The organism is Nonomuraea sp. NPDC050202, assembly GCF_040656115.1.
Classification (GTDB): domain Bacteria; phylum Actinomycetota; class Actinomycetes; order Streptosporangiales; family Streptosporangiaceae; genus Nonomuraea.
This window is the reverse complement of record NZ_JBFALF010000021.1, coordinates 191,174-207,777: the sequence shown is the minus strand read 5'-3', so window position 1 is coordinate 207,777 and position 16,604 is coordinate 191,174. Positions and strand designations below refer to the sequence as shown.

14 protein-coding genes and 1 pseudogene are annotated in these 16,604 nt (G+C 70.0%); 11 read left to right on the top strand and 4 right to left on the bottom strand.

Annotation, left to right across the window (positions count from 1 at the left end):
- Together AB0I79_RS40715 and AB0I79_RS40710 are read right to left on the bottom strand one after the other, a co-directional pair.
- Nucleotides 1-4,576, bottom strand: a pseudogene (locus AB0I79_RS40715) (hypothetical protein); the annotation flags it as partial.
- 52 nt (nucleotides 4,577-4,628) lie between these two features.
- Nucleotides 4,629-5,216 carry a tetratricopeptide repeat protein gene (locus tag AB0I79_RS40710; protein ID WP_357885204.1) on the bottom strand — a complete coding sequence of 196 codons (588 nt, stop codon included), beginning with the start codon at nucleotides 5,214-5,216 and terminating at the stop codon, nucleotides 4,629-4,631.
- 210 nt (nucleotides 5,217-5,426) lie between these two features.
- On the opposite strand from AB0I79_RS40710, the gene AB0I79_RS40705 reads away from it, so the two are divergent.
- Complete coding sequence (locus AB0I79_RS40705; protein ID WP_357885188.1) at nucleotides 5,427-6,710, top strand: alpha/beta hydrolase; 1,284 nt, start codon at nucleotides 5,427-5,429, stop codon at nucleotides 6,708-6,710.
- A gap of 307 nt (nucleotides 6,711-7,017) precedes the next feature.
- Nucleotides 7,018-7,200, top strand: a complete 183-nt coding sequence (locus tag AB0I79_RS40700) for a hypothetical protein (RefSeq protein WP_357885186.1) — start codon at nucleotides 7,018-7,020, stop codon at nucleotides 7,198-7,200.
- Between the two features lie 372 nt (nucleotides 7,201-7,572).
- Here AB0I79_RS40700 and AB0I79_RS40695 read toward each other — a convergent pair whose 3' ends face one another.
- Nucleotides 7,573-8,511, bottom strand: coding sequence for an alcohol dehydrogenase catalytic domain-containing protein (locus AB0I79_RS40695; RefSeq protein ID WP_357885184.1), 939 nt, complete (start codon nucleotides 8,509-8,511; stop codon nucleotides 7,573-7,575).
- A gap of 117 nt (nucleotides 8,512-8,628) precedes the next feature.
- Between AB0I79_RS40695 and AB0I79_RS40690 the strand changes: the two genes are divergently transcribed.
- The 7 genes from AB0I79_RS40690 (at nucleotide 8,629) to AB0I79_RS40660 (ending at nucleotide 14,234) form a co-directional block, all read left to right on the top strand.
- Nucleotides 8,629-9,390, top strand: a complete 762-nt coding sequence (locus AB0I79_RS40690; RefSeq protein WP_357885182.1) for a TetR/AcrR family transcriptional regulator C-terminal domain-containing protein — start codon at nucleotides 8,629-8,631, stop codon at nucleotides 9,388-9,390.
- Between the two features lie 383 nt (nucleotides 9,391-9,773).
- The gene (locus AB0I79_RS40685) at nucleotides 9,774-10,769 is read left to right on the top strand and encodes a pentapeptide repeat-containing protein (protein WP_357885202.1); all 996 of its coding nucleotides are present in this window, start codon (nucleotides 9,774-9,776) and stop codon (nucleotides 10,767-10,769) included.
- Between the two features lie 95 nt (nucleotides 10,770-10,864).
- Nucleotides 10,865-11,584: a DUF6262 family protein gene (locus AB0I79_RS40680; RefSeq protein WP_357885180.1), complete on the top strand. Its 720-nt coding sequence runs from the start codon at nucleotides 10,865-10,867 to the stop codon at nucleotides 11,582-11,584.
- A 46-nt stretch (nucleotides 11,585-11,630) separates the two neighbouring features.
- Entirely contained in the window at nucleotides 11,631-12,272 is a 642-nt protein-coding gene (locus AB0I79_RS40675; protein WP_357885178.1) for a hypothetical protein, read from the top strand.
- Between the two features lie 256 nt (nucleotides 12,273-12,528).
- Nucleotides 12,529-12,786: a hypothetical protein gene (locus AB0I79_RS40670; RefSeq protein WP_357885176.1), complete on the top strand. Its 258-nt coding sequence runs from the start codon at nucleotides 12,529-12,531 to the stop codon at nucleotides 12,784-12,786.
- A gap of 85 nt (nucleotides 12,787-12,871) precedes the next feature.
- A complete protein-coding gene (locus AB0I79_RS40665) occupies nucleotides 12,872-13,354 on the top strand; it encodes a hypothetical protein (protein ID WP_357885174.1) in 483 nt (160 codons plus the stop codon).
- 136 nt (nucleotides 13,355-13,490) lie between these two features.
- Nucleotides 13,491-14,234, top strand: coding sequence for a hypothetical protein (locus AB0I79_RS40660; RefSeq protein ID WP_357885172.1), 744 nt, complete (start codon nucleotides 13,491-13,493; stop codon nucleotides 14,232-14,234).
- A gap of 536 nt (nucleotides 14,235-14,770) precedes the next feature.
- Here AB0I79_RS40660 and AB0I79_RS40655 read toward each other — a convergent pair.
- Nucleotides 14,771-15,388 carry a TetR family transcriptional regulator gene (locus AB0I79_RS40655; RefSeq protein ID WP_357885170.1) on the bottom strand — a complete coding sequence of 206 codons (618 nt, stop codon included), beginning with the start codon at nucleotides 15,386-15,388 and terminating at the stop codon, nucleotides 14,771-14,773.
- An 85-nt stretch (nucleotides 15,389-15,473) separates the two neighbouring features.
- Between AB0I79_RS40655 and AB0I79_RS40650 the strand changes: the two genes are divergently transcribed.
- On the top strand, nucleotides 15,474-16,274 hold the full coding sequence (locus AB0I79_RS40650) for an SDR family NAD(P)-dependent oxidoreductase (protein ID WP_357885168.1): 801 nt from the start codon (nucleotides 15,474-15,476) through the stop codon (nucleotides 16,272-16,274).
- Nucleotides 16,275-16,410: 136 nt separating this feature from the next.
- A complete protein-coding gene (locus AB0I79_RS40645) occupies nucleotides 16,411-16,599 on the top strand; it encodes a hypothetical protein (RefSeq protein WP_357885166.1) in 189 nt (62 codons plus the stop codon).
- Nucleotides 16,600-16,604: the final 5 nt, after the last annotated feature.

Below are 16,604 nucleotides of genomic sequence, written 5' to 3'. Positions count from 1 at the left end.
CGGCCCGCTGGGTGAGGTTGCCGTCCACGCTGAGGGTGTAGGCGTGGTCGTAGGCGTTGGCGCCGGTGCCGGGGGTGCCGGTCGCGCAGGTGCCCGTCGTGGTGAAGGCGCGGGTGAGGCGCCGGCGGTCGTCGTGGTCGAAGCACTCGCGCCACGACTGCCCGTTCAGGGTCGTGAGTCGGTCGACGACGTCGCCGAAGGTGTCGTCGTAGGTGAAGCGCAGGTCCTGCAGCGTGGTGTCGCCGCCGCCCGCCTTGATCGCCTTGACGCGCTGGTCGGCGTCGTACTCCGTCACCCGGCTGAAGGGCACGGACCTGGATCCGGACAGGTTCCACACCGAGCGGGCCCGGTCGTCGTACAGGGCGGCCCAGACGTACTCGGCGGCGCCGGTCATGGTGGAGGCGAGGCCGACGTCGTTGTAGGTGGTGGTCACGGTCTCGGCGGGGAGCCCTCCGACGGCCGGGTAGGTGATGCGGGTGGGGTGGTCGGCGGCGTCGTAGCCGTAGCCGACGGTGTAGCTGGCGTCGGGGAAGATCCAGGTCTGGCCGGTGGGCCTGGCCCGGCCGTCGTAGCCGGTGACGTCGACCACGTAGGAGCTGCCGCCCTCCACGCGGGTGGTCTTGTCCAGCAGGCCCGTCTCCCCGGCCGCGTCGTACTCCCACTTGGCGAGCAGGGCGCCGGTGGGGGAGTCCCTGCGGCGTTCGGCGGGGCGGTCCAGCGCGTCGTAGAGGGTGTGCACCTGCGTGCCGGTGGCGCTGGTCGCCCTGGTCTGGTTCCCGGCCGCGTCGAACCCGTAGGTCCAGGCGCCCATGTCGGGATCGGTCATGGCGATCTTGCGTCCGGCGAGGTCGTAGGTGTTGGTGATGGTGTTGCCCGCCGGATCGGTGATGGTGGTGAGCCGGTCGGCCTTGTCGTAGCCGTACTGGGTGGGGCGCCAGGCGGCGCCGTCGCGTTCCTCCACCTTGGTCACGCGGCCGTGGGCGTCGCTGACCGTGCGGACGACTCCGCCCGCCAGACGATGCGGGGTCGTCGTCACCGAGTCGTGCGTGTAGTCGGTGACGACCGAGCGCCGGGCGGCGCCCGCGGTCCACGAGATCTGCCAGACGGGACGGCGGAGCTCGTCATAAGCGGTCGTCTCGTCGTTCGCCCAGCCGCCCGCCGGGACGGGGAGCAGGCCGGCTCCGGCCGTGCCGGTCAGAGCCTGCGGCTGGGAGCTGGCGGCGACCAGGCCGCGTCCCTCGTACCGGGTGTCGGTGACGATCACCTTGCCGGATTCGGGGGACAGCACGTGGGTCTGGCGCGGACGCAGCCAACTGTCGTGCAGCACCCAGGAGTCCACGTACCTGGTGGTGTCCTGGAGCCTGCGGGTGCGGACCACGCCCGGCCTGGTCTTGTCGGGGTCGAGATCGTAGCTGAATTCGTACGAGGCGGCGCCGCCCTGCTCCGTCGGCCGGTGCACGGTGCGCGTACGGCCCAGCGCGTCGTAGGAGAAGCTGGTCCGCGCGCCCCGCGCGTCGGTGGTCGCCTTCGGCGCCTGCCGGGGGCGGAACCAGGTCGTGGTGGTCTTGTGCCCCAGGTGGTCGGTGACCGTCGTGGTCGCCGGATACCTGATCGCCGGGGTGTGGGCGGTCGTGGTGGTGTGCCCGTTGGGGTCGGTCACCTTCAGCGGCCGTCCCAGCCTGTCGTAGGTCGTGGTGGTCGTCGCCCAGGTCGGCGCACTGGTGATCTTGACTCGTGCGCCGGTCCGGTCGCCGCGCGCCGTCGCCGCCGCGCCGAACGCTCCGCCGTCGTAGGCGTACTCCTCCCGGGCCAGCTCGGGTCCGTCGCACGTGGCGTTGCCGTAGCGGGTGACCGACGCGGGCAGGTCCAGCAGCCAGCGGTCGGTGTTCACCGTGGGCACGGTGACCGTGCACCGCTCGTCACCGGCCGAGGCCAGCCAGCCGTGTTCGATCACCTTGTCCGGCGTGCCCAGCAGCCCGTTGTAGACGGTCTGGGAGCGGCTGCGCACCAGAGCGCCGCCGACGGGGTCGCGCCGCCGCTCCACCCGGTCGCTCGGCATGACGAACCAGGCGTCGTCCAGCGGATCGGGCCCGGCGGCGTCCACGGTGCGCTGCGCGTGGTAGCCGGTCACCGTGCCGTGCTCGACGCTGCCGTCGGCGCGCAGCTCCTGCTGGTCGAGCACCCCGCCGGCCAGCCAGTTCTCGTCGTTGACGTTGGTGACGGTGCCGTCCAGGCTGGAGGTCCTGGCCACCCGCGAGCCCGGCCCGGGGAACGGGTCCCCGGCCAGCCTGTCGCCGTTCATGCCGCGGAAGAGCCGATATTGCGTACGCCCGCCGCCCTGCGTGACCAGCATGTCGGCGTAGCCGCGCCACTCCGACCAGGTCTGGTTGGCGTTGGAGACGAACTCGTCCCGGTCGTGATGCCAAGCCGCGTTGGGGAAGCCCGCGCCGACCTGGTCGCCGTACTTGTAGGAGGTGATCATCGCGGGACCGCCGCCGACGGTGTCACGCTGCTCCACCTGGGTCACCACGTACTTGTGGAACACCGCGAACCCCGCGGCCCCGCCGTCCGGCGCGTGCCAGTGCGGGAAGCAGTTGCGGGTGTTCAGGTGCCAGTTCGGCGGATCGGGGATCGGGCTCGGGCACGGGTGCGGCCGGCCGTAGGTGACGATGACCTGCCCGCCTGTCTCGTTGGTCACCACGCCGACCCGGTAGTGCGGCATCGCCGACAGGCCGCCCGCCGTGTCGACCCGGTTGCTCAGCAGGGTCGGCCAGAAAGTCACCGGCGGCATCGTGATCCGCTCCTCCTCGGACATGCCCTTGCGCTGGATCGCGGTCAGATACAGCTTCTGGTCCCCGGTCCGGTTCGGGTCGGGGTCGGGGAAGGCGTGGGAGAGCAGGATGCGGTCCACGTCGGCGAACTTCTCCTCGCCCACCTCGACCTGCGTGGTCAGCGAGACGTACCGCAACGCGGTGAAGAACGTCGGGGAGTGCTCGGTGCACACCTCGGTGAAGCACATGAGATCGACCGGGGTGTCGGGATAGCTCGCGGCCGTGGCCGCGGTCGGCTGTGAGCAGCCCGCCGCCAGGTCCACGCACCGGTAGTCGAGATCGAAGGTGACCCGCGCCGACGGCTCGGTCTCGTTCGCGGCCCGCCGCTTGCCGTACTTGAGCAGCTCAAGCGCGCCGCCTCGGACGTACTCCGTGTGCTCGAAGCCGGGCCAGCCGTTCAGCGCGGCGTAGTGGTTGATCTCCTTGCGGTACTCGTACTGCTGGACGTTGTCGTGCGGGTCGATGACCAGGTCCAGGTTCCACCGCCACGCCTGCACGCACCACGGCAGCGGGGTCTCGGCGTTGCACGGCTCGCCCGCGTCGTCGCCGAACACCGGCACCGTCCACGCCGAGTGGGTCTCCACCCCGACGTCGGGGTTGACGCCGCGGCCGAAGAAGTACTGCACGCCGTCAGGGGTCGTCACCTTCCAGTGCTCGCCGTCGTTGTCGCCGTTCTTCGCGCCGGTCAACTGCTCGATCCGCCATCGGAGGTCGTCCTTGAGCCGCCACTGTTTCGTCGGCGTCCCGGGCAGCGGCACCAGCTCTCCCGATCGGCCGTTGAGCGAGATGGTGGCGTTGTCGGACTTCCAGCACAGGTCGTCGGAGCCCTGGCCGTCGGCGCGGCAGGAGTTGTAGCGGCGCTCGATGAAGGCGTCGGCGAAGTCCCCCCAGCCCAGCCCGATCGGGCCGCTCTGGGTGTTCTTGCCCGACACCATGCCGTCCACCGTGCCGGAGGAGTAGCTCAGGCTCAGCGACGGCGTCGGGCCGGCGGGCGCCTGCTGCAGCGGCACGTCGTAGTTGTAGGTGAAGTTCCCCGATCCCGTGATGACCTGCCAGTCGCCGGAGAGCGCGAGCGGCGTCGCCTTGAACGAGCCCTCCTCGCCCTCGGGGCCGGCCGTGACGGCGAACAGCCCGGCGGGGACCTGCGCGCTCAGCTTGGTCCCGCTCTTCACCGACGGCACGACCGGGCGGTCGGTGCCGTCCTTGAGCGAGGGCGCGCGCCGGCGCTCGCAGCCGCCGGTCAGGGCGCACTCGGGGAGCCGGACGAGCTTGAGCCGGTCGGCGTATCCCGCGCCGTAGCGCTCGGCGAAGCCGGCGAAGTCGACGGAGACCCTGGTGGCCGCGGAGATCCGGAACAGCAGCCCCGACAGGCCCGGCCGCTCTTCCAGCACCTCCACCCGCGCGGTCGTGCCGGCGGCCCCGCTCACCTCCAGCGGTCCGACGCGCTGCGCCTTCGCGTCCAGTCTCACCTCGGCCGACGTCGCGGCCGGAAGCTCGGTGCGTTTCGGCTCGGGCGCCGGGGTGCTGCGCACCTCGGGCGCCGACCGGATCGCGGTGACCTGTGGCGAGCCCGGCGGGGCGGCCGATCTCTCGAGCGCCGCGCGCCAGTCCAGCTCCGGCGGCGCCATCCGAGTGGCCGTGTCCCCGATCGCGGCCCCGATCGTGGCCCCGGGCGGGGCCTTGAGCGCGGGCGCGGTCAGGCCGCCGCATAACAGCGTGAGAATGATGAGGATTCTGCTGAGCACGATGACCCCTGAGAGTGAGAAGTCAAAACAAGCTCAGTCTGAGCTTCCGCCGTCATAAGTCCGTCATAAGTAAGTGCACCTGTTCGGCCTCCGGCGAGCCGACCTGGAGGAACAGGTCACGAGCGCGCTCCCGGAGCCTCCGCGCGGCCACGGCGTCACCGTGCACCTCGCTCAGCGCCCGGCAGGCGCGGGCCTCCCACAGCGGGGCGTCGAGACCGGTGAAGGTGCTGATCGCCGTGGAGAGCTGATCGATCGCCTGGCGGGCCTCCCCGCGCCGGTGGTGCACCATGCCCAGCGCGACCCGGATCCCGCCATCGGTCAGCGGCTCGCCGAGCGGCCTGTTCAGCTCCAGGGCCTCCCGCAGCAGCCCGATGGCCGCGCCCAGCGCCCCTGTCTCCAGCCGGACCAGGCCCAGGCCGTAGCGGGCCTCGGCCTCCTCGCGCGGATCGCGGAGCTCCTCGGAGATGCCCAGCATCTCCTTGAACGCCGCCTCCGCCCCATCGATCTCCCCGCGCCCGAGACGAAGCTGGCCCAGCCAGGAGAACACCTCGGCCCGAACGCGCGGGTCACCGGCGCGGCCCGCCTCCAAAGCCTGCTCCAGGTACGGCAGCGCCCGGTCGAACGCGCCGATCTCCACCAGCAGCTGCCCGAGGGATCTGAGCAGGAGGATCTCCGCGCCACGGTCACCCCGGGGCGCGATGGGCCCGCAACGCGTCCTCGTGACGGACGACGGCCTGCTCGTAACGGCCGAGCATGCCGTCCACGTGGGCGGCCACCCCCAGGGCGGAGACGAGGCTGCGCCGGCCAGGGCATACCGGCGGGCATGCAGTGTGCTGCGATCGAGGTACCCGTGGACTGGGCCAAGCCGGACGGGCCGAAGATCAAACTGGACCTGGCCCGGCTGCCCGCCACCGAGCCTGCGCGCCGGATCGGCAACGTACTGGGCATCCCCGGCGGTCCCGGGGCCAACGGGATCGACGACCTCAAGCGAGCCGCGAGCGACCTCACCGACCTGCGGCGCAGGTTCGACCTCGTCGCCTACAAACCGCGCAACAGCGTGTGGCGTGATCAGATGCCCCCATCCTGCATGCAGCCTGGAACGTCACTGTTCGAGCCACAGGGCCAGAAGCAGCACAAGGCATTGGCCGCGGCGATGACCAAGGCCCTCAAAGCCTGCCAGAACGCGGACAAGACCGGCCTGTTCGCCCACATGGACTCCCTGTCGGTGGCCAGAGACATGGACGCGGTTCGCGAGGCCCTGGGCGAGGAACGGCTGAGCTTCATGGCCAACTCCTACGGAGGGGTGCCCGCCGCCGCCTATGCCCGGCTCTTCCCGCAGCACATCCGAGCCATGTACCTCGACGGGACGATCAACCAGGTCGACGGCTGGCCCGACCAGACGCTGCGGACTCTGCCCGTCCTGGAACGGGTATTCACCAGATTCACCACCTGGTGTGCGGACACCCCCGCCTGCGCGTTGCACGGACAGGACGCCGGGGCGGTCTGGCGCAAGCTCATTCGAGACGCCGATCGCAGGCCGATCCCGGTCACGTCGTCCAAGTTCGGCAAGGGCAAGCTGACCGGATGGCATCTGAGGAGCTTCGGCTTCATCAGCGACCCCGGACCGAACAACTCGCGGTGGCTGGGCTTCGCCGAGGCGGTCGACAAGGCCCGGGGCGGGGACGGGTCCGGTTTCGCCGATTTCGCTCTCGGCAACGCGCAGATCTGGGCCGCGCCCGGAGCGCTGGCGATGACGTGCGCAGATGACCGTGGCCACAGCAGCTACGCGCAGCTGCAGAGGTTCCGCCGTCAGGCGGAGAAGATCTCGCCGAACTTCGGAGGAGCGTCATTCGACGCGCTCGGATGCACGGGTTGGCCGCTGCAGGTCGCCAACCCGGCCCGCCCGCTGCAAACTCGCGGCCTGCCGCCGTTCCTGGGAGTCGGCAGCACGTGGGGCGACTACGCATGGACCGCGAGCTTCACCAGGATGATCCCGGGATCAGTGACCGTCGGCTACGACGGGCCCGGCCACGTCATGTACCTGTCGGGCAAGAAGTGCCCTATCCAACACGCCACCACGTACCTGACCGACCTGAGGCTGCCCAAGCCGGGTACCACCTGCCCTGCCGAATGACAGCCATATCGATTGGAATAGGCTGCCCGATCAGGCCCGGCACTCGGGTCCGTGTCACCAGACGCAAAGTAGCTGTGAGTAACTGGGGGCTCCCGGACGGCTTGACATAAAGCTGTTAGCGAGCAACGCGGCCTGCGGAACGTCTCCGCCGTCGTTATCGCGGTGGCGAGCGCCGGACTCATCCCCGAACGCCCGGACTGAAACTCGTGGCTGGGCGCCGCAGCCGTCACCCGCTGTGGCCTGCGGCAACGCTCTACTTTGGGGCTCGTTGCACGGACCCGGGCGGAGGGCCCATATCGACGCCGCCGTGAAAGCTTCTCTGCAGGCGGGCGGGAACCTGGTGATCGGCCCGGAGATCCGGGCCCGACTGTCCCCGTTGATCTGGGAGCACATCAATTTCCACGGCAGTTACCCGTTCATCCGGCCGGAGACGCCGGGGAACCTGCGGCCGCTGCGCGATGCCACGGCCGAAGACGACGAACAGGACTGACCGCGATGGGGTCCGGCGCCCTCACGCAGACGGTGGCGCTGAGGCCGGCCGTTCAGCGGTTGTCGTTGTCGTCGCGGGCCTCGTTCTTGTCCGCGGCTGGGCGCGCAGCACCAACTGGAACGAGACTGACCCCGACGACCTGGACGACTACGAGGCTTGGCGGCGCCGCTCGGAGGACGCGAAACCACCCCTGCCCCTCGAAGTCGATCACAGTGCCGTCCCTGGCAGGTGCCGGCCCTGTCGGATACTCGTCTGCATCTTCGTGTGCCTCTTGAGATCGCAGTGCCGCCTTCGCCTCGGGTCGGTTGCCATGAGTCCCGAGTAGAGCGTTGCCGCAGGCCACAGCGGGTGAGGGCGACGGGGAGAGGGCCGTCAGGGGTGGAGGACGACCTTGATGGCTCCAGAGGCCCGGTCACCGGCCACGCGGAAGGCCTCTGCGGCCTCGTCGAGGGGGAAGCGGTGGGTGATCACCGTCTGCGCGATCGCAGGGTTGCCGGCGAGCAACGCTGCGGCCTGTTCGGTGTCGCGGATGCCGTCGTGCCGGCTGTAGGAGATGGAGTTGACGTAGGTGAGTTCCTTGACCAGGCTGGCGACGCCCGGGATGGGAACGGTGTGCACGTAGACGCCCAGCAGCACGATGCGGCCGCCGGGGCGGGCCAGCTCGGCGCACCGGGCGAGACCGGACTCGCTGCCGGCGGCGTCGATCACGACGTCGTAGAGGCCTTCGGCCGGGCCGGCTTCGAGACGTTCCGCAGCCATCCTCTGGTGCTTGTGGCGCGCCTCAATGTCAACGTCGTGGCCGCGCTGCCGGGCCGCGGCCACGGCCAGCAGCCCGATGCTGCCGCCGCCGACGACCGCCACCCGCTCGCCCGGCGTGAGCGCCGCCCTGCGGACGCCGTGCCAGGCCACTGACGCCGGCTCCACGAGGCAGGCGTCGCGTACGTCCAGGCCGGCCGGAAGCGGGACGAGCATGTTCTCCGAGACCGTCACGGCATCGCACATGCCGCCGTCCCGGAATATCCCGAGCGTGCCGTGCTCCGGGGCAGTGCACCGCTGGACATGGCCGGTGCGGCATTGGTCGCACTGTCCGCAGTAAACCGTGGGTTCGACGGCATAGCTCCGGCCGTCGGCGGCGGTGCCGGCGAACTCGTGGCCGTAGGTGTAGCCCTGAACGGTGTAGCCCTGAACGCCGCCGGCCGCGAAGTTCACGTCGGTCCCGCAGATGCCCGTCGAGGCGATGGTGAGGCGTACGCCGGGCGCTACCGGTTCGTCGATCTCGGCCACGAGGATGCCCTGATCGGTGTTACGCACTGCGCGCATGATGATCCCTTCAATGCGCCACTATGTGAACGCTGTTAGCTTATGGTAAGTGATCGGTGTTCGCCTAGGCCTTATCGTGGTCCCGTGCGCGAACCCACAACGACAGGCATGGCCGGCGAGCTGCCGCCGCATGACCCGCGGAAGAACCAGCGGGCGGAACCGAGGCCGGGCACGGCGGCCTGGTGGCTTGCCCAGGAGAACGAACCGGCGCGGCGGCGGCGGCGCAGATCACTGACCCTCGACGCCGTCCTCGACACGGCCATGGCCCTGCTCGACACGCGCGGGGTGGCCGCGCTGACGATGCGCAACATCGCCGAGGGACTCGGCTGCACGCAGGCGTCCCTCTACCGCCACGTGCGCAACCGCGAGGAACTGGTGACCCTGCTGGTCGACCGGGCACTCAGCGTGGCGAGCTCGGTTCCGCCCGCCGACGCGGACTGGGCCGAGAAGGCGGCGTGGTCCGCACGCCTGTTCCGCGAGCACCTGCTCCGGCACCCCGGCGTGGCCTCGCTCCTTCGCGGGACCGAGCGGCTCGGCCCCAACTCGCTGGCCGGGGTGCAATACTCCCTCGACCTGTTCATCGGCGCCGGCTTCAGCCCCCGGCTCGCGTACGCCGCCGCATCGTCGCTGGCCACCTTCATCATCGGCTCGGTGCACTTCAACCTCGGCCTGGACTCGTCGGATCCCGAAGAGAGCCGTCACCGGCGCCTGCTGTACCGCTCCCGAGACGCTGCGGCCTTGCCCCTGATCGTGCAGCACGCCGACGCCCTCGCGGAGGTCAGCAGCGACGACGAGTTCGAAGTAGGCCTCAAGGCATTGTTGACCGGGTTCCGCGCCCTGATCCAGAACCCGGACATCACGCACGATTAGCGCACCTGGCCGGCCTTCAAGCTGCTGACCGGCTTCAATGACGGTCGCCCGGAAGCGGCCCCTGGGTCGGCCGCGCGGAGAGCGTCGGCGGCGCGGCGGGGGTCGAGCGAGCCCCGCCCAATGCGTACGTCAGAGCTGTCATGAGCCAGCAGAAACCCCGCCTAGGCTTGCTGCTCGAGCGGCCGCAGAGCGTCTTTCGCCACAGCGGCACGGTATCGGATCCCACCTGGCGACCGGCGTTGACATCAACTCGCACAACGCCCTCTGAAGAGCCCCTCAGGCGGAACGGCTGGACAACCTGTGGCGTCTTATGACGAAGGTCAAAACCATCGTTTTGTAGGCGGACTGCTACCAGGCCGGTGTGCAATACCGCAGTGACGATCATGAATCTGAACCCGCTCAAGGCCCGGAGAGCAGGACGGCCATGGCTGGCGACAGCGGTCACGCTGGTGGTGCTCCTACTGGCGTACGTTTCAGGACAGCTACTGGCGGAATGGGTCCCACGGAAACACGAGTTCTACGAGAAGCCACCGGTGTGGCCGCAGCTCGCCTCAGGTGCTCCTGCGGTCATCATCACCGTCCTGCTCGCCGCCTGGGCACTGACCCGGCAGACGATGGACCGGGCTCGGGCGAGGCGGGTGCCGGCGCCCACCGCGACGGAGCTGGCCGCGCTACCGGTCAAGGACCGCGAGGAACTGCTGATCCAGCGCCAGCAGGCGCGCACCCAATGGATCAGCGGAACAGGTGTCGTGCTGAGCGTGGCCTTCACCGCGTTTGGCCTGATATACACCGCGCTGACCCTAGAGGCAACCCGCGAGGCGCAGATCACCGACCGCTACACCAAGAACATCGAGCAGCTGGGCTCATCCACGCTCGACGTCCGCTTAGGTGCGATCTACGCGCTGGAACGCCTGGCCCGAGACTCCCCGCGCGACCACGACACCATCTATGACGTGCTGACAGCCTTCGTCCGCGAGCACGATCCTGAGCTTGAAGTCAAGCCGCCGGCGAAGCCGGCCACTGACATCCAGGCCGCCTTGACCGTCATCGGCCGTGGAACCGCTGAACCGTACTATCTGCCCCTTAATGCCGACCTCGGTGAGATCCGCGCTCCCGGTGCGAACCTGGACCATTCAAATCTCATTGGATCGGATCTTCGCTCGGCTGACCTGAGCAGAGCGAACCTGGTTCAGGCGACCCTGATCGACGCGAACCTCAGCGAGGCGAACCTGAGCGGGGCAGACCTGAGCGGGGCAGACCTGAGCGGGGCGGACCTGAGCGAGACGGACCTGAAAGGCGCGGACTTGAGAGGCGTCAGAGGGGTGACGCCTGATCAGATCCGCCGGGTTGCCGTCACGGACGAAACCACTCGGTTCTGACGAACGATGAAGCCGCCCCCGACGCTAGGCGCTGGCGGGGGTGGGACGGTCGAGCTCGGCATGCCCGGTCTGCTGCGGCGCGGGCAGGCCAGCGCGTGAGCGGCAAACCGCACCAGAGCGGACACCAGGGCGGGCACCAGGGCGGACGCAGCCCGGGCGGACGCAGCCCGGGCGGACGCAGCCCGGGCGGACGCAGCCCGGGCGAGGTGCTGCGGGCCGCGCGGCAGGCCGACAGCCGGCTCAAACGCGGCCGGGTGCTGGCCGCGCTGGAGGAGCTGAAAGCCGGCGGGGAGCCGATCACGTTTCCGGCCGTCCGGCAGGCGGCCGGGGTGTCGAAGTGGCTGGTCTATGCCCCCGGCGTCCGCGAGCACATCGAGGCCGCGATCGCCGGGCAGGCCAAGAAGACGCGACGCGCCAGCGCGGCCGGAGGCACCGGTGGGGGCGCTGCGGGGATCACGGCGTCGGCCGCGTCCCTGGCCTGCGATCTGGAGCTGGCCCGAGACCAGCTTCGCCAGCTGAGGGCCGAGCGGGACAAGCTCAAGGCCGCCGTCCAGCGCGGGCTCGGAACCGCGCTGGAGAGCGTCGGCACCGCCGAGATGACGGCGCGGGTCAGCGAGCTGCTGGCCCAGGTCGAGCGGCTGGCCGCCGAGCGGGACACCGCGCTGGCCGAGAAAACGCGGCTGCAGGCCGCGCTGGACGAGTCCGCCGACAACCTGACCGCCGCCCGCCAGGCGCTGAAGCAGATGATGAAGGACGCCAACCGAGGCCGAGCAGGCGATGGCAAAGATTCGGCCAACACGAACGCACGCATCTGATTACAGTGCGTGCTCGTCGGTCCGGGTTTCCGCGAAGAGGTGTCGCATGGGTTTCGCCGAGCAGGACGTTCAAGAATGCCGCCGCCTGATGATCGACTGCCGGATGAACCAGCTCGCCATCGGCGACATCCTGGCCGGCGACTGGGCCGAGGGCGCTGATGCTCTCGGCGAATTCTGCGAGCGGGTCGGCCTGTCGGTGAGCACCGCCAGACGATGGCGGGCCATCGCCCGGGCGGTCACCCCGGCGCTGCGCGAGCACCTGGCCGGCTGCGGCGTGTTCGTCTCCTGCTCCGTTCTGCGCGAGGGCACCCGGACCATCGGCGGGCGCCCCGCCGACGGCGGCTTCGCCAAACTGCTGCGCCTGATCGCCGACGCCCAGGCGGCCGGGGTCGACCGGGTCACCCACGCCACCTACCAGACGGTGCTGGGCACGGCCCCCTCCCTCAGCGAGGTCATGGACCCGGTTGAGCGCCAGAGCGAACAGGTCATCGACTACGTCAGCGAGGTCAACCACAGCCCGCACCACGAGGAGCTGATGCGGGTACTGGTCGCCGACGACGCCATCAGCCGCGCCGAACTCGCCGCCGAGCTGGACAAACGGCGGGCCAAGCAGGAAGAGCGCCGCGTTACTTGTCGTACTGCCGGGGCTACGGCCTGGACTGGTCGAACCCGAGCCTGGCGCAGCTGATGGTGATGCTGCGGTGGCTGGTGGACGAGCCGACGCGGCCGCGTTCGCGCCGGCCAACCGCGGCGATCGTCTTGAGTGGTTCATGCCCTCAGCCGACCCCGCTCGGCGTGATTCCGCCCGGCGCCGGACCTTTGTCCCCGCTACATGAAGCCAGGCTCGCCGAACCGGCAGCAGGCTGACCACGGCCGCCCGCGCCATCTCGGCCGTCCTCCAGAACGCACCACAAGCCCAACGATCAGCCAAGGAGCCCTCCAATATGACCCCGCTCGAACGCATCCTCGCCAAGGCCATCACCGAGGTCGTCATCAGGCTGGACCTCAGCGCCGACGGCGCCATCACGCCCGCAGCGACGATGCAGGTGATCGAACCGGTGGCCGTCCTCCTGCAGGAGTTGTCCGAGCAGGCCAGGCAAGCCCTCGCCGACCTGATCAACCAGTTCGCGCACCAGGAACCCGATCCTGAGCGTCACTTGACGGCCTGGGAAACGCCCGAAACCCTGGGCCTCCTGATCTGAGAGCATCACTACACAAAACCTCCAAGGCGAAGATCAACAGCTACAGTCGTGTTCACCCTGGCCACTGGCGTCGAGGAGGAGAAGCATGTCGCGCGAGCGCAGCCTGACCCTGAAGATCTTGACCGCGGCTGTCCGAGACCTGGCTCCGGCCATCGATGAACTCAACAGACGGCAGCGACGACGCGCGGCACGCGTCGAGCAGTACTTCGTGGCCATCGAGCACAGCCTGAACGGGCCCGCAGAAGAACTGCGGCCCTGGCCATCCGAGAACGTTCTCTACCGTTTCCACAAGCAGTACTTCGGCGAAGGCTGGAACGTTGAGAACAGCAAGGGCACTCTCGGATACGGGATCCACATGGCTCGCTGTTTCACCTCGCGCAAGGGTCTGGCGAAGCGGGTGTTCGGTGGCTGGCGCAACACAAACGTGTGGGAGACCACGTGGGCCCGACTGCTGGTCGTGGACGACGGCGTCCCGGCCCTGTTTCTCGACAGAAAACAGTACAGTGGCGACATCGCGGGCTGGCGCCAGATCCTTCGCGACACCGGCTGGCCCGAACTGCAACGCTGACCGGCTTTGTCCGTTCACAGGGGGCCCGCCTCCCGTGTCACCGGCGGCTCCAGCCTACTTGCCTGACGTGCCTGACACGCACTCAACCATCTGACCAGCGGGTTCGCTTGACAAGGCTGGATAACGATGGATACGCGTGAACGACAGCATCAGGGGCGCGGCAAACGAGATGGTGGTGCACGCCGACGCCGCGGCACAGTGGCACACCCTCGCCGCCCGCCCCCGGGAGCGCTGGCAGCGCCCTGCGGGCAGCGACACCCGTCACGTTCGCGTTGGGCGCTGGCACCTCGGCCAGGCCAGCCGCCTGCTGCCGGCGGAGCCGACCCCGGACATTGCGGTGCACGTGCTGGGACGAGCCGCCCTGGCCGATCTTGCCCCGCGGGTGGCCCCCCTTCTGGCCAGGAAGAACGTCATCGGCCTGCGCCCGGGCGAGCGGGTGCGGTTCTGGCCCGACGGCGCCGACTCCGGCGCGCGCTACCAGTCGGCCGGCCACCGCGTGCTGACCGCAGCGCTGCTGGAGGCCAGCGCCCAGGCCGCCTCCGAGGTCACGCGCGCAGCGCCGCCCTGGATCGGCGGGATCGACCAGGCCGCACCGCTGGCGCCGGATGCGACGCCGGACACCGTGGCCCGCGACGCGGCCGCCGGGACACACCCGCGGCTGCGCGAATGGGCGCGGTGCTGCTTCGGCCCCTCGCTTCCCGCGCCGACGCTCGGCGCGCATGCGGTGATTGCCCTCACCGATGCCGGCCTGTGGGGCGATCTCGTCGCCAACTGGCATTGGGCGCTGGGCCACCTCATGCTGGGCGACGACGCCCGCCAGGCGGTGGTGCGCCTGCTGCTCGCGCTCTGGGCCCATGACGTGCTCGGCGGGGACGCCTGATGGCCGCCGCACACCCGCCGGACGGTGCGGGCGTCCATCGTGTCGAGATCCCGATCGACGACCGGCCCCACCGTGTCCGGCTGAGAGGGTGTTTTCGAACCGAAGATCGGCAAGATGATCTTTCGAGAACGTCACCACCGCCCACGTAGCGAGTTGTCATACAGCGCAATGGGCACGCCACATGGCATGTGGCGTGCCCCTTCTACGGGACGGTGGACCGGGCGCGGCTCAGGGCGCGACGAGGGCGCATGCCCTGGAAATCGCGGGTGGAGCAGGCGAGTGAGGTCCTTGGGGTGGCATCGCCGGCCTGTGCCGGATAGGCGTGGCAGCAGACGTCGCTGTCGGCGTGCGCAGGGGGTGGTCAGGCCAAGGGCGGCGAGGGGAGGGCGAGCAGGGTCAGGGCCAGGGTGGCGAGACGTCGCCGGGTGGCTGTGGTCATGAGGGTTTGCCTCCAGGGCGGTTTCGATGATCCGTGCGGGGTGTCGCCGCCCAAGGTGAACACTGAACGTAACGATCAGCCACTTTCTCTTGCTCGTCTAGGAGCGGGTGGCGTCCACCAGCACCGCGAAGAGTGACTCGAGCCGCTCGGCGAGTTCCTCCGGCGCCGCCTCCGTCAGCGCCGTCGTGCCCAGGACGCTGCGCATCAGCCAGACCCCCGCCTGCAGAGAGAGCATCAGCTCCGCCCGGACCCCGGCTCCCGCGCCGGGCAGTTCCTCGGTCAGGTGCCGACCGGCGTGCCGCCCGATGGCCTCGCGCATGATCTGCGCGGCCTGGGGGCTGGCCGCCGATCTCAGCATGAGCAGGAACGGCCCGAGTTCCTCCGCCTCTGGTGCCGTCCGCCGCACCAGGGCCCGCGCGGTCTCGCCCGGGAGTGCCGCGCCCGTGCCCGCGATCACCGTGCGCGGCGCGAAAGCCACGTCCACCGCCTCCGCGAACAGGCGTTCCTTCGATCCGAAATAGCGGTTGATGAGCATCGCGGTCACGCCCGCGCCCTGGGCGATGTCGCGCACCCCCACGCCGTCATAGCCGTGCCGGGTGAAGGCGGCGACCGCCGCGTCCAGGATGGCCTGCCGGGTGGCGCCGGCGTCGCGACGGCGCTTGCCCTCCGGCCCGGGGTCAGTTGCGGGGGTACTGGGTGTGGCGGCTTCACTCATGTCTACGAGTGTATACTTTTAAGTGTGTCTACAGGTGTAGACATGTGCCGCCTTGGGGTGGCTCCACCCACGACGTGAGGACACGATGGATCTGCAACTGACAGGCAAGCGCGCGCTGGTCACCGGCTCCAGCTCCGGCCTCGGCGAGGCCATCGCCAAGGCACTGGCCGTCGAGGGGGCCGCCGTCGTCGTCCACGGCCGAGACCGCACGCGTACCGAGGCCGTCGCCGAGGCCATCCGGGCGGCAGGAGGCAGCGCCGGCACCGCCATCGGTGACCTGTCCACCGACGACGGTGCCGACGCCGTGGCCGCGGCCGCACTGGCCGACGGGCCGATCGACATCCTGGTCAACAACGCCGGCGCCTATCCCCACCGCGGCTGGAAGGACGCCACCGCCGCCGACTGGAGCCAGACCTACGAGGTCAACGTCGTCTCCGCCGTGCGCATGATCCTGCGCGTGGTGCCCCGCATGCACGAGCGCGAATGGGGCCGGGTCATCCAGATTGGCGGCGGGCTCGCCGTCCAGCCGGGCGCGGACCTGCCGCACTACAACGCCACCCTGGCCGCCCGCCACAACCTCACGGTCTCCCTGGCCCGCCAGTTGAAGGGCACCGGCATCACCGCCAACACCGTCGCCCCCGGAGCCATCCTGGTCGACAGCGTCCAGAAGTTCCTGACCGATCTCGCGCCGGCCCGCGGCTGGGGCGAGACGTGGGCGGACATCGAGCGCAACGCGATCGAGGAGCTGGTACCCAACGACGTCGGCCGGATGGGCCGGCCCGAGGAGATCGCCGCCGCGGTCCTCTATCTCAGCGGCCCGCTCGCCGACTACGTCACGGGCACCACGCTGCGGGTGGACGGCGGCACCGTCCGCGGTGTGCACTGATCGTCCGCCGGGGCGTCCGGGCTGGAGGGCGCTAGTAGCCCTCTATCCCGAAGATCATCCTGGTGATCTTGCGGTTCGAAAACACCCTCTGAGGGGGGAGCCCCTACAGGCGGATGTGAGTGCGGACGGGAGCATCATGGCCATGTGGGCCGTCACCGACCGGGTCGGGCAGGACCGTGAGCGCACCTTCCAGGTCTACCCCTTCTACCGCAGCCTGCTCGGCCGGCAGCTGGAGTTGCCCGGCGGCGCGGTACTGCGCGGTCAAACCGGCCACCGTGGCGATGGGTGGCGCTGGAGCCTGTATGAACTGGTGGAGGGCCAATGACCGGT